Here is a 13,321-nt window from a genome sequence, read left to right on the forward strand (position 1 = left end):
AAACAGCTTAGAGGCGATGACCCATGGCTTTGCCCATTTCCACCAGAGAATTGGCCTGATACTGCGCATCCCACTGCATTTTATCCTGTTCAAATAAAATCACTGCGGTAGAACCGAGATAGAAACGGCCTAATTCGGCGCCTTTTTCCAGGAACAGGTCATGCTGGTTCAGCTCCAAACGGCCCGATGGTTTGACCTTGCCGGTGGCAACCGTTTCAATACCGGCCACAATCATGGCACCCACCAGCACCACCGCCATCCGGCCCATCTCGGTATCAAACAGGCAGACCATGCGTTCATTACGGGCAAACAGTCCCGGAATATGTTCTGCCGTGGTCTGGTTCACTGAAAACAGCTCGCCCGGTACATACAGAGTTTCAGTTAAGGTACCGGCAAATGGCATATGCACCCGGTGATAATCCCGCGGTGATAAATACACAGTGGCAAACTGGCCATTTTTAAACGGCTCGGCCAGCTGTGGATCGGCAATCAGGTTTTCAACCGTAAAGTTCTGGCCTTTGGCCTGAAAAATTGCACCATCTTCAATTTTACCCAGCTGGGAAATCGCGCCATCAGCCGGAGAAACAATGCTGTTCGGATCGGCATCGACCACACGCACCCCATCTTTTAAGGCACGGGTAAAGAATTCATTAAAGGATTTGAATTTCAGGGCATTGCCTTGCTCGGCAATCGACATATCAATTCCGTACTGCATTTTAAATGCCTGAATTACTGCGTTTTTCACCATCGGGTGTTCACTGGCAGCAATTTTACCCACCACACGAGACAACTGGTGCTGGGGTACCACGCGCTGGGCCTGAATAAATAATTGTTTTTTTAAACGAGATGTGAGGCTCAAGACGGCAACTCTCCGGTAATGATAGGACTGTCGAGGCGATTGCCCCATTCACTCCACGCACCTGCATACGCCCGGATTGGCCAACCCAGTAAACGGCCCAGAATATAGGCCAGACCGGAACGATGATGAGACTGGCAGTACACCACCACCGGTTGGCTTAAATCAAAGCCAAGTTGTTCCAGACGTTGCTGCGTGCGTTCTAGCGGATGCAATTTTAAATGATTTTCGCGGTCAAGGGCAGTACTCCACTCGAAATGTCGGGCGCCCGGAATGTGACCGCCGCGTCGCGCCGCCAGTCGCTGTCCGCTATATTCTTCTGCAGTGCGGCAATCCCAGAGTTGCAGTTCAGCACTTTGTACCTGCTCTAATAACGCATCATATTGAATTTGATACTGATCATTCAGCTGTACCGGCACCAAATGCTCAACCGGCGCAAAGCTCGGCAGCTCCGACGAGGTCGGCAGACCGGCCGCCAGCCAGGCATGAATCCCGCCATTGAGCAGGCTAGTGTTTTCAAAACCTAAACAATGTAAATTCCACAGCAAACGCCCGGCCCAGGCTCCGCCTTCATCGTCATAGGCCACCACATGATGCTCAGGGGAAATATTTAAATAGCGGATCAGTTCTTCCAGGCCGTCCTGCTCCGGCAATAAACCCGAAGCATACTCTTCCTGACGCAGCAATAGTTTTGGCTTTACATGTAGCGCATGTGGAATATGCAGCTGTTCATAGACCGAGTTGCGGCTTAAATCGACAATACGTAATTTTTCACTGCCTAAATAGGGCACCAGGTCTTCGGCTTCAATCAACAGACCGAAATTGATCGTGGCATCATTCATCGTGGTTGTATGTTTTATCACTATCCTTGTCCCTGATGTTAGCACAAGTCATTTTTAGGATTATCCTGAATTTCTGCATTCCTTGCGCAGAAACATGGATAGAGGTCAACCCGCCACCAGGGAGAGGACGAGGTCCAGCCTTTGCACTGGACCTGGCCTGTATTTTTGCTTATTCCTGAATATCAAACACCTGACGCAAATAAGCGAGGAAGGTGTCGTTGTCGGTCATGGTTTTGCCCGGACTGTCGGAAATTTTGGCCACTGACTGACGGTTACATTCCACCAGCTTTAACACAATATTCAGCGGGGTTTGTCCCATATCATTGGTCAGGTTGGTGCCAATCCCGAAACTAACCTGGAAGCGGTCTTTAAAGTAGTTGTGCAGCGCCCAGGCTTTTTCCAGGGTCAGGCCATCACTAAAGGTCAGCATCTTGGTTTTACTGTCAATTTTCAGCTTTTTATAATGGGCATAGGCTTTGTCGCCCCAGCTATACGGATCGCCACTGTCATGGCGCAGGCCATCAAACAGTTTGGCAAAATACAGGTCAAAATCACGCAGAAAGGCATCCATCCCGACCACATCGGTCAGGGCAATCCCCAAGTCACCCCGATATTCCTGTACCCAGGTTTCCAGTGCCGCTTTCTGGAAGTCGCGTAAACGCACATCCAGCGCCTGAAAGGCCTGTAAAAATTCATGCGCCATGGTGCCAATTGGAGTAATGCCAAGCTGTTTGGCCAGCAGCACATTGCTGGTGCCGCGGAATACACCCGGCGCGGCGGCATTAATCTGCTGCACCACATGCTTTTGCCAGGCAAAGCTGTAACGGCGGCGTGTACCAAAATCCGAAACCAGAAATGGCGGATCTTCCGGATTCTGCTCGGCGGCATATTGCTGCACCAAGGCCACTTTGGCCTGTAGACGGCGTTCACCTTCGGCCAGCACCTCGTCACTGCGAATACGGCTGAAATACAGCTCATTGACAATGGCCAGCACAAAAATCTCGAACATCATGGCCTGAACCATCGGGCCTTCTACCACAATATCCAGACGCCCTTCACTGTCGATGCCGGCACGAATAAAACGGCGCTTGAGCTGGAACAGTTCCAGATAATCGACAAAGTCGCTTTTGATAAAGCGTAAACTGCGCAAATACTGCAGTTCATCTTCGCTAAATTTCAGGCGGCACAAATGATCCAGCTGTGCATTTAAATCATCCAGAATATCCGCCAGTGGATAGACCGTATCTTCCAGATTACGGCAGCGGAAATGATAGACACTGTGGGTTTGCGGGAATTTATGTAAGACCACCTGTAGCATGGTAAATTTGTACAAGTCGGTATCAAGCAAAGAGTGGATGATTGGTGCCATAAGAGTTCGTTTTTGCTGTACTCCTTGCATTAAAGCATAATTTTTACAGCGATATTTAACCTTTTGTATCGACCATTGGGTAAGAACCTGGCGCTCGGCTAGTCCTCACTCAGCTTCTGAAATTGCTGCTGTTGACCAAATACCCGGGCAAATTCTTCGGCAGTCAGCTGGCCGGTCTGGGCCGCGTGAGCATCACAATCGACCTGACGTAACTGCCGGGCAATGCCCCACTCGGCTTTTACAATGGCTGCCATTAGCGCGGTATGACCTTTCTGATCACGTGCACAGCGGTCGGCGCCATAGGTCAATAAGGTGCTGACAATCGGCTGATGACCATAATACGTCGCCATCATTAATGGCGTAAAACCGGCCGGATTACGGACATCGACCGGAAAACCGTGCTGTAAAAATTCCTGAATCACGTCATGCTGGCCACTGCGGGCGGCCGCAAAAAACAGATCAATCAGCTCTTGTGCGGCAGATGGTGCTACGGTTTGGCTTGTGGCCGAGGATGAATCTGCTTGTGCCCAGGCCGGTGCTGTGCCTACTCCCAGGCTGAACAGTCCGGCACAGAGCATGGTGAAAATACGCATCTTGCTGCTCCTGTCTGAATCGGCAAAAATAAAGAGGTGCCTGTAAAACTCCCCCAGGGTGCAGGAAAGGGATGCGAGTTTTACAGGACTTTCAAGAGGTGACGTCGAGCGCACCCGTCACCAGTACGGTCTAACGCTGTGCAGCTCCTTCTATAACAGCGCTAGAAAAAAGTTTAATCCTGCAACTTGGCCGCCTTGGCTTTGACTGTGGCCAGATTGCCTTTGACCGCCGCGGTGAGGCGGGTGCCGTAATCGGCATCGGCCTTGTAGAAATAAGACAGCATGATGTGCTTGGTTTCAGCATCTTTTACCGCGCCCAAATCTACCGCCAGGTTACGGATCAGGTCTTTTTTCTCTACAGCAGAATAAGAACGGTATAAATCACCGGCCTGTTTAAACGGCTGCTGTTTCTGAATGGCCTGCTGTAGCACTGTGCCTGCAAGTGGCGTGGCCACCGCACGTGCCACTGCTGCGGCCGGTTTTGGCTGTTTCAGGCTTGGTTCATAATTCACCTCAGAATCCCGCTCTGAGATGTTCATAAAGCCTTCCTGATTATTGTTATTGACCTGCACCCGCGGACGATTGACCGGAATCTGCTGATGATTGACCCCTAAACGGTACAGCTGTGTATCTGAATAGGAGAAAATACGGCCTTGCAGCAAACGGTCTTCGGAGGGCTCAATTCCCGGAATCAGGTTGCCCGGTGCAAAGGCCGACTGCTCGGTTTCATTAAAGAAGTTTTTCGGCATCCGGTTTAAAGTTAATGTGCCGACTTTGGTTTCCGGAATTAACTCGTTTGGCCAGATTTTGGTGGCATCCAGCGGGTTAAAGTCAAAATTGTTCAGGTCTTTCGGATCAAGGACCTGAATATATAAATCCCATTTCGGATAGTTGCCGGCATAAATATTGTTATACAGATCATTGGTCAGGTGGTTAAAGTCCTTGCCCTGCATGTCACGGGTCTGCTCCAGATTCATGCCCTTTACGCCCTGCTGGGTACGGAAGTTAAACTTCACATATTTATATTCGCCTTTGGCGTTATACAGCTTGAAGGCATGTACCCCAAAACCATCTAAATGCCGGTAACTCAGCGGTGTTCCCAGGTTGGAATAGACATAAGTCAACATATTTACCGACCACGGCTGGCTTTGTAAAAAGTCAAAAATCCGGTTCGGGTCCTGTACATTGGTCACCGGACTTGGCTTCATGGCGTGAATGAAATCTGGAAACTTCATCGCATCACGAATAAAGAACACCGGCAGATTGTTGCCGACCAAATCCCAGTTGCCTTGCTCCGTATAAAATTTCAGACCAAAACCATGCGGATCACGCAGGGTTTCCGGCGAACCTTTGGGATGAATGACCGTAGAAAAACGCAGAAACACCGGTGTTTTGGTACCGGCTTTAAACAGTGAGGCCACGGTTAAGTCAGATAAATCTTTGGTCGCCACAAATTCGCCATAAGCGCCCGTGCCACGGGCATGTACCACCCGCTCAGGAATACGCTCCCGCCCAAAACGCTGCAGTTTCTGCACCAGTTGTACATCTTGCAGTAACACGGCACCGTTTTCACCGGCAGTGATCGAGTTCTGGTTATCGCCTACGGCTGCGCCATTGTCTTTGGTGAGTACTGCTGCTTGTGTGCTCAATGTCATGGTTGCCAGCATCGCAACCCATAATGAATGTTTCACCATTCCATCACCTCTTGTTTATGCTTTCCCTTTCCTGCAGGCAAAAAATAGCAATCATGACAAAATTGTGAAAACGGAATATTTTTATAACCAGAATCGTTTTATTAGATAAAACATCAATCCCATATTGGTTTTAAGAGATTAAATCAACAAAAAGCCGACGTTCTCTGTTTTGGATCACAATTTGCTACAATCTCTCCCCATCAACACAGTCAGACAGTTCATTCGTATGCGCGCATTATTACAACGGGTTCTTGAAGCCAAAGTGGTGGTAGAGGGAGAAGTCACCGGCCAGATCCAGCACGGTATTCTGGTTTTTTTAGGTTTGGGCAAAGACGATAATCTGGACAAAGGCAAAAAGCTGATTGATAAAATCCTGAAATATCGCTTTTTTGATGATGAACAGGGCAAGATGGGCTGGAATGTCAGCCAGGCCGGCGGCGGTATTTTACTGGTATCGCAGTTTACCCTGATGGCCCAGACCCAGAAAGGTTTACGCCCTGACTTTGGCCCGGCGATGCCCCCCGCGCAAGCCAAAGAACTGTATGATCAGCTGGTGGACTATGCCAAAAGCCAGTTTGCACAGGTAGAAACCGGTATTTTTGCCGCCGATATGAAAGTGCATCTGGTCAATGACGGGCCGGTGACCTTTCAGCTGGAAATTGAATAAGTCTCTACCGGGTGCATAAAGAAAGGTCTTCCACTGGAAGACCTTTTTCTTGGGCGTTTCGACGCAGCAATCAGATTGATTTGCCAGTTTTCTGTTTAATAAACTGACGCGCTATTTTAATTTTTTCTTTGACCGGTTTCGGCAGCTTTGGTGGTACCAGTTTCGCCACCTGGTTAAACCAGACCAGCAGACCAAAATCACCTTCCATTTTAATGGTGCCATTTTGCATGCCGGTCATAAAGGCAGTCGGATCGCCTTTCATTAGGGTTTTCACGCCCTGCTCGCTATCGGCAAACTGCAAAATAAAATCGGCTTTTTCAGCATCACCCGACACGGTATCAATGTCGCCATTATTGACAATAATCTGACGGGCAAAACCGGTATCGGTACCAATTTGGATGCGGAACTGACGCTCATGAACCAACTCAATAAATTTAGGGCTGGTACGGGCAAGCTGCTTCATACGCAAAGCCAAACCTGTCACGAGTAAATCAAGCGGATCCGTGCTGACATCAACCAGAGGGAGTTTCACGACAGGAATTGAGGAAAGTTTCATGACGTCCGGGCCTATTGTAATTGTTGGGTTAGATTGCTTTTCATCCTACCATAAACAGCTGATTTTTCAGCAAGGCTTTGTATAACAATCATTATCGAAAGTAAAAAAAAATGTACATGACTGTACATTTTTTGGACGTTTTATCTGTATAGACTTAACGGCTGGAATACTGCTGCTGGTCATCTTCATACACTGGGGTATGTTCGATATAACGTCTTTTGGCCAATGCACGCTCTGCACGACGGTCTTCGCGTAGCAAAAGCAATGTCACAACAATCATCGCCAGGGTTAATGCAGACAGATAGCTGTAGGTCACAGGCAGTTCAAAAACAGTTTGTACGCTAAAACGGACCGTTTCCAAAATACCCCAGAATGCCATACCGGCCAACATGAAGCTTAACCAACGACGATAAGGCGAAAAGAAAACAGCAATCAAAGCAGCCGCTACCAAGCTCAAGCCGACTATAGTTGCTAAATTCGCTGTTAACATAAAAACCTCCGTCCAAAAATGGATGTGGATCTTGTCGAGTCCCCATGCCATCTTCAATACTTGTAAATGAATGGCAAGGCCAATTTCAAATCTATGGAAGCATTATGAGTAGTTTTCTGGATAAAAAAAGACTTAAATTTTGACCACGCGACACACATTGTCGCAATATTATATTGTCATTACACTTTTTTAATTTTAAAGATTTCTGAAGATAAGGCTACTCCTTCTTTCGCGTGTCATTACAAAAAAACAACCTGCAAAACTGTCCTGAAAAATATTTTTTTCGATGTTTTTAAAGCAGATTTCGATTCAGTCAAAAAATGAACATTTGCCCTTGTTCACTGATTTTGCATAAAAAAAGCGCAGCCCTTATGCTGCGCTTGATTCAACCTGTGATGTGCTTAAGCCCGGTTCAGGTCTTTATCATGGACACCTAATAGATACAAAACACCATCCAAGCCAACGCTGGAAATCGCCTGATTGGCATTTTCACGTACCAGCGGTTTGGCACGGAAAGCAACCCCCAGACCGGCAATGGATAGCATTGGCAGGTCATTGGCACCATCACCTACCGCAATGGCCTGCTCCAGAGAAATACCCATTTTCTCGGCCAGTTCACGCAGCAACAGGGCTTTACGCGCACCATCCACAATATGGCCTTTCACTTCCCCGGTTACCACGCCATGCTCGACATCCAGAATATTGGCATGTACTTCATCAATCCCCAGCTTGTCCTGCAGATATTCGGCAAAGTACTGGAATCCGCCCGATAGAATCGCAGTGCGATAGCCCAGGGCTTTTAAGGTCGAAATCAGACGCTCGGCGCCTTCAGTCACGGTTAAACGCTCGGCGATTTTTGGCAGAACCGACGCATCCAGACCTTTTAGCAAGGCCACACGGGCACGGAAACTTTGCTGGAAATCCAGCTCGCCCTGCATGGCACGCTCGGTAATTTCAGCCACTTGTGCACCGACACCGGCTTCAATCGCCAGTTCGTCAATCACTTCCTGCTCAATTAAGGTTGAGTCCATGTCAAAGCAGACCAAACGACGGTTACGGCGATAAGCATTGTCTTCCTGTACCGCGACATCGACGCTTAGCGCGTTGGACAGGCTTAAACAGGCGGCACGCATGGCTGCGGCATCGAGCATCTGACCGCTTAAACCAAACTGCACACAGGCACGTTTTGGCCCCTGGCTGGAACCATCTGCTGCCGGACGGCCAGACAGACGGGTCACGGTCTCAATATTGAAACCCTGGCTGGATACAATTTGTGTTACTGCCTGCAGATGAGAGGCATTGAGTTCTGGCGCCAAAGCCGTCACGATGTAACGAGTACGGCCACCTTCATTGACCCATTGTTCATACTCTGTTGCAGAGATCGGTTTAAAGCGCACAGTTAAGCCAATATCATGTGCTAAAATCAGGATCTCTTTCATGGCTAATGCGGTAGCCGTCTGGTCATCTGATGAGACGACAATACCTAAAGTCAACTGGTTATGAATGACCGCCTGACCGACATCTAAGATTTGTAAGGAATGAGCGGACAGAACCTGCATTAATCGAGTAAACTGATTCGGTTGGTCAGGTCCTAAAAATGATATAAGAATGATTTCTCGCATGAATTGACTCGGGTCTGAGCTACAACTATTGTTAGAATCATAATCGAAATTAAGTAGAATTACTTTGGAAGTTTACGTTGAATGCGCCTAGACAAGGGCTATTTGCTAGCCTACTGACCATAAGTTTTGCCTTGCATACCTTTTTACTGGTACTGGCAACGACTCACCAGCTCAATGAAAATCGGGCCAGTCAAGGCCAGCTGATCACCAGCCAGCTGGTCACAGACAGCCTGTCCGAGCTGGAACCGGCCAATACCGTTTCACTGGCGCTTCTGGCCGATCGTTATGCCACCAACCCGAGTATTGCCTCAATTCGCATTCTGAATACCAACAATCAGGTGCTGGCCACCGGTGGCCTGGCCAAAACCCGTCAGGGTGAAGTCTTTGTGCGCGATGCGCTGCAAAACGAAAAGAAAGTCGGCACCATTGAGGTGACCCTGGTCAAACCAAGTATTGGCGAAATTCTGCGCACCCAGTGGATGGCGATTCTCAGTTCGCTGTTTATTCATGCCCTGCTGTGGCTGGCCTATCGTGCGATTGCCCGTCCAAGCCGTTCAGAATATCTGGCGCGTATCAACAATGAATCGCGTCTGAAACACGAAATCCAGAATCTGACCCAGGCACTGGAGCAGGAAAAACACAATACCGCATTGGCGATTGCACAGGCGCAGCAACAGGCCAAAGCCGCACCAAAACTGAAAGAAAACAAACCGGCCCCGATTGATCAGCATACAATTTCGTTAAACATCCAGTTCTATGATCCGAAACAGTTGATGGATACGGTCAACAAAACCGTTTCGGTGCCGTATTTTAATCTATGCCAGATTTTCCTGAACAAGAGCATCGAGCTGTGTGTGCAGCACTATAAACTTAGCCAGCAGGATATCACCACGGTACAACCATTCCATGAAGATGGCGCCACCTTAAGCATGTCGGCCGATAAACCGAATGCGGCACCGTGTCTGGCGATGATTGGCACCGTGTTCCAGCTGCTGTCTGAAGTGCTGTATAAACGCTACCGTGAAGAAAAACGCTTTGTGCTGCAAACCCGCAGTGCACTGTCCAGCCCGGTCGATGCCATGCAGCTGTCTTCGGTGCAGGCGGCAGAACGCTTGGTCAGCCAGCTATCAGCTAAGGAAAATGCGGTGCATTTACCGCATGAATTACTGAAAACCCTGTCCGATCATTATGAACTGGTCAGTATGCCAAACCCGACCAATGTGCTGACCCGGCATGCCTATATGGTCAATGGCATGGACAGTGAAGCGGCCGAACTGGCCCAGCAGTTAAGAACTGAAATTTTACGTGGCAAGCACTCTAAAGCGTCTTAAGACGCAGCAGCCGCTGTCGTCTGATCAAAATCCTGACCCGTGTCAGGATTTTTTGATAGAGGCTTAGAGTTTGAGGAGCTTTTTTTGCAGTAAATAGGCCTGTGCACTGTGCAGGGGCTGTTCCGGTTCCGGCTGCACTTTCTGCCAGTGGCCATCGGACTGCAATTCCCAGGCATTCTGGTTGTCATTTAAATAGCTGCGTAAACCATCTTCGACAATACATTTCTTGATCTTGCTGTCCAGAATCGGGAAACAGGTTTCAACCCGTGAGAACAGGTTACGTCCCATCCAGTCAGCGCTGGCACAGAACAGTTTTTTCTCGCCGCCATGTTCAAAATAATAGACGCGGGTATGTTCCAGGAAACGACCGACAATCGAACGCACCCGGATATTGTCTGACATGCCCGGCACTTGGGGAATCAGGCAGCAAATCGAACGGATAATCAGATCAACCTGCACCCCGGCCTGCGAGGCACGGTATAGCGCCGCAATCAGTTGTGGCTCGGTCAGGGCATTGACTTTAATCATGATCTGCGCGGCTTTGCCGGCCTGGGCAAATTCAATTTCCTGTTCAATCAGTTTCAGCAGTTCAGTGTGCAGGGTGAACGGCGCATGCAACAGGTTTTTCAGTTTGGCCATTTTGCCCATGCCGGTCAGTTCCTGGAACATGCGGTGCACATCTTCACAGATATCCGGCTGGGTGGTCATCAGGCCGTAGTCGGTGTACATGCGCGCATTGCCGGCATGGTAGTTACCGGTGCCCAAGTGCACATAACGCACCAGCTGGTCCTGCTCGCGGCGTACCACCAGAATCATTTTGGCATGGGTTTTATAGCCGACAATGCCATACACCACTACCGCACCGGCTTCCTGCAGCACGTTGGCAACCATGATATTGGATTCTTCGTCGAAGCGGGCACGCAGTTCAATGACCGCAGTGACTTCCTTGCCATTACGCGCCGCTTCAGCCAGTACCTGCACAATTTCCGAGTCCGGACCACTGCGATACAGGGTCTGTTTAATTGCCAGCACATGCGGATCTTTGGCCGCTTCTTTGAGTAGGCTGATCACCGGCTGAAAAGAATCAAACGGATGATGCAGCAGTACGTCCTGCTTCTTCAGCACCTCAAAAATCGGTTTCTGCTTGCGAAACACCGGCGGAATCACCGGGCTAAAAATCGGATATTTCAGTTCCGGACGGTCAAAACTGGTGGTGAGACGCGACAGGTTAATCGGGCCACTGGTCTGATACAGCTGCTGCTGATCCAGATCAAACTCATCTAGCAAGTAGTCAATAATACTCTGCGGGCAGTCATCTTCAATTTCCAGACGCACCGCACGGCCGAAACGGCGTGATGACAGCTCATCTTTTAAGGCCACCGCCAGATCATCGACATCTTCCGACAGAATCAGGTCGGCATTTCGGGTCACACGAAAAGCATAGCAGCCGGTGGCTTTCATGCCCGGGAACAGGTCATTGATATGCTGCTGGATAATTGCCGTCAGGAAAATCTGTTCCTCCCCTTCCCCGGCCACTTCAGGCGGCAAGGCAATTAAGCGCGGCAAGGAACGTGGGGCTGGCACAATCGCCATTTCAATTTCACGGCCAAAGGCATCCTTACCTTCCAGACTGACAATAAAGTTCAGGCTTTTATTGACCAGTCGCGGAAACGGATGTGATGGGTCCAGACTGATTGGGGTCAGTACCGGCTGGACCTGTTTGGCAAAATACTGGGCAATCCAGGGTTTATGCTTGTCCTGAATTTGCGGATATTGAATAAAACGAATCCCGGCCTGCTGCAACTGCGGCAGAATGTCCTGATTTAAGGTGCGATATTGCAGCTCGACCGCCGCATGAATTTCTTCAGATAACTGTGCCAGCACCAGTTCGGTCGGAATTGCATCCGGAGTGCGGGTCAGGGCATTTAAATCCAGCTGTTTCATTAAACCCGCCACGCGGATTTCAAAAAACTCATCCAGATTTCGGGAAAAAATAATCAGAAAGTTTAAGCGTTCCAGCAGCGGCAGACGCTCATCCAGCGCTTGGGCCAATACCCGTTGATGGAACTCGAATAATGCCAGTTCCCGATTGAAATAGGTCATGGATGAATGCTGAAAATCGCTCATATCTCACTCTATGCTGTCTTACAACAGTCTGTTTGTGCCGCCTCTGTGAGGGCATCTTAGAAATTGAATATGACAGTTGTGTTACAAAAATGACCAAATGATGAAAATTAGCCCAAATTTGTTCAAAATAAAAATCTGTTTTTTATCATTTTTTTGTTTTTTATCTAAGTAAAAAGACAGCATATTCAATATACTAAGGCATCCTTGCCTTGATGACAGCCGGATGACAGCTGTCCTTTATTGGCGCTGCCGGCTGGCCCAATAGGTGGCCAGTGCCGGTCCAGAAATATTGTGCCATAAACTGAAGATGGCGCTCGGTACGGCGGTCACCGGAGACGCGGCAAAATGCACCGCCGCCAAGGCCACGCCCAAGCCAGAATTCTGCATTCCGACTTCAATCGACACCGCTTTACTGTCGGCATAGGGCAATTTAAATAAACGCGCTGCCCAGAAACCGAGTAAATAGCCCAGGCCATTGTGCAGCATCACCACCGCTAAAATCAGCAAGCCGCTTTCCAGAATCTGTGCCCGGCTGCCGGCGATAATTGCCACGACAATGGCAACAATCGCCACCACCGAAACCAGCGGCATCAGGGTAATGGAACGCTCCACCTGGGTTTTAAACAGCGCGCGCAGCAGCAGGCCCAGTACAATCGGGAACAGTACCACCTGTAAAATCGAGCTCAGCATGGACCAGGCATCAATTTTAATCCACTGGCTGGCCAGCACAAAGAAAATTGCTGGGGTCAGCAGCGGCGCCAGCAAGGTCGACACCGAAGTACAGGCCACCGATAAGGCTGTATTGCCTTTGGCCATATAGGTAATCACATTCGAAGCCGTACCACCCGGACAGCAGCCAACCAGAATCACCCCAATGGCAATTTCAGCCGGTAACCGGAATAAGGCACATAACAGATAGGCCAACAGCGGCATCACCATAAACTGCGCGGCCACGCCAATCGCGACTGCTTTGGGGCTTTGCAGCACGCCTTTAAAATCCTGCAGCGACATGGTCATGCCCATACCAAACATGATGATACCAAGCATCCAGGTGATATAGGCTTTTAACCAGACAAAAGCCTCTGGCTGATACATGGCAATCACGGCAAACAGCAGCACCCACAGGGCAAAAGTTTTCTGTACAAACTGGCTAAAACCTAACACCATAGACCTC

12 protein-coding genes are annotated in these 13,321 nt (G+C 49.2%); 2 read left to right on the forward strand and 10 right to left on the reverse strand.

Annotated features, from left to right (window positions below; translation table 11 throughout):
• Positions 1–7 precede the first annotated feature (7 nt).
• The 5 genes from asd to ACPEPR_RS07555 form a co-directional block, all read right to left on the reverse strand.
• Complete coding sequence (gene asd / locus ACPEPR_RS07535) at positions 8–859, reverse strand: archaetidylserine decarboxylase (protein ID WP_005180897.1); 852 nt, start codon at positions 857–859, stop codon at positions 8–10.
• A complete protein-coding gene (locus tag ACPEPR_RS07540) occupies positions 856–1,698 on the reverse strand; it encodes a sulfurtransferase (protein ID WP_075175038.1) in 843 nt (280 codons plus the stop codon). The genes asd and ACPEPR_RS07540 overlap by 4 nt, the downstream gene beginning before the upstream one ends.
• Before the next feature lie 169 nt (positions 1,699–1,867).
• Positions 1,868–3,067, reverse strand: coding sequence for a nicotinate phosphoribosyltransferase (gene pncB, locus ACPEPR_RS07545; protein WP_087662325.1), 1,200 nt, complete (start codon positions 3,065–3,067; stop codon positions 1,868–1,870).
• A 98-nt stretch (positions 3,068–3,165) separates the two neighbouring features.
• Entirely contained in the window at positions 3,166–3,660 is a 495-nt protein-coding gene (locus tag ACPEPR_RS07550) for an ankyrin repeat domain-containing protein (protein WP_168395912.1), read from the reverse strand.
• Between the two features lie 173 nt (positions 3,661–3,833).
• A complete protein-coding gene (locus tag ACPEPR_RS07555; protein WP_016658702.1) occupies positions 3,834–5,354 on the reverse strand; it encodes a catalase in 1,521 nt (506 codons plus the stop codon).
• Between the two features lie 226 nt (positions 5,355–5,580).
• On the opposite strand from ACPEPR_RS07555, the gene dtd reads away from it, so the two are divergent.
• A complete protein-coding gene (dtd, locus tag ACPEPR_RS07560) occupies positions 5,581–6,021 on the forward strand; it encodes a D-aminoacyl-tRNA deacylase (RefSeq protein ID WP_035363358.1) in 441 nt (146 codons plus the stop codon).
• 70 nt (positions 6,022–6,091) lie between these two features.
• On the opposite strand, the gene ACPEPR_RS07565 is transcribed toward dtd, so the two are convergent.
• From ACPEPR_RS07565 to serB, 3 genes are all read right to left on the reverse strand, one after another.
• Positions 6,092–6,577 (reverse strand): SCP-2 sterol transfer family protein, encoded by a 486-nt coding sequence (locus tag ACPEPR_RS07565; protein ID WP_075175036.1) that lies wholly within the window; start codon positions 6,575–6,577, stop codon positions 6,092–6,094.
• 154 nt (positions 6,578–6,731) lie between these two features.
• On the reverse strand, positions 6,732–7,067 hold the full coding sequence (gene aciT / locus ACPEPR_RS07570; protein ID WP_005180916.1) for a ciprofloxacin tolerance protein AciT: 336 nt from the start codon (positions 7,065–7,067) through the stop codon (positions 6,732–6,734).
• A gap of 401 nt (positions 7,068–7,468) precedes the next feature.
• Positions 7,469–8,689 (reverse strand): phosphoserine phosphatase SerB, encoded by a 1,221-nt coding sequence (gene serB / locus ACPEPR_RS07575; RefSeq protein WP_005180917.1) that lies wholly within the window; start codon positions 8,687–8,689, stop codon positions 7,469–7,471.
• A gap of 77 nt (positions 8,690–8,766) precedes the next feature.
• On the opposite strand from serB, the gene ACPEPR_RS07580 reads away from it, so the two are divergent.
• Positions 8,767–10,020 (forward strand): hypothetical protein, encoded by a 1,254-nt coding sequence (locus ACPEPR_RS07580; protein WP_423562235.1) that lies wholly within the window; start codon positions 8,767–8,769, stop codon positions 10,018–10,020.
• A gap of 63 nt (positions 10,021–10,083) precedes the next feature.
• On the opposite strand, the gene ppk1 is transcribed toward ACPEPR_RS07580, so the two are convergent.
• Positions 10,084–12,147, reverse strand: a complete 2,064-nt coding sequence (ppk1, locus tag ACPEPR_RS07585; protein WP_075175034.1) for a polyphosphate kinase 1 — start codon at positions 12,145–12,147, stop codon at positions 10,084–10,086.
• A 237-nt stretch (positions 12,148–12,384) separates the two neighbouring features.
• A complete protein-coding gene (locus tag ACPEPR_RS07590; RefSeq protein ID WP_423562236.1) occupies positions 12,385–13,314 on the reverse strand; it encodes a bile acid:sodium symporter family protein in 930 nt (309 codons plus the stop codon).
• Between the last annotated feature and the right edge of the window lie 7 nt (positions 13,315–13,321).

This window comes from Acinetobacter sp. AND/436, assembly GCF_049546925.1.
In the GTDB taxonomy this organism is placed as follows: domain Bacteria; phylum Pseudomonadota; class Gammaproteobacteria; order Pseudomonadales; family Moraxellaceae; genus Acinetobacter; species Acinetobacter indicus.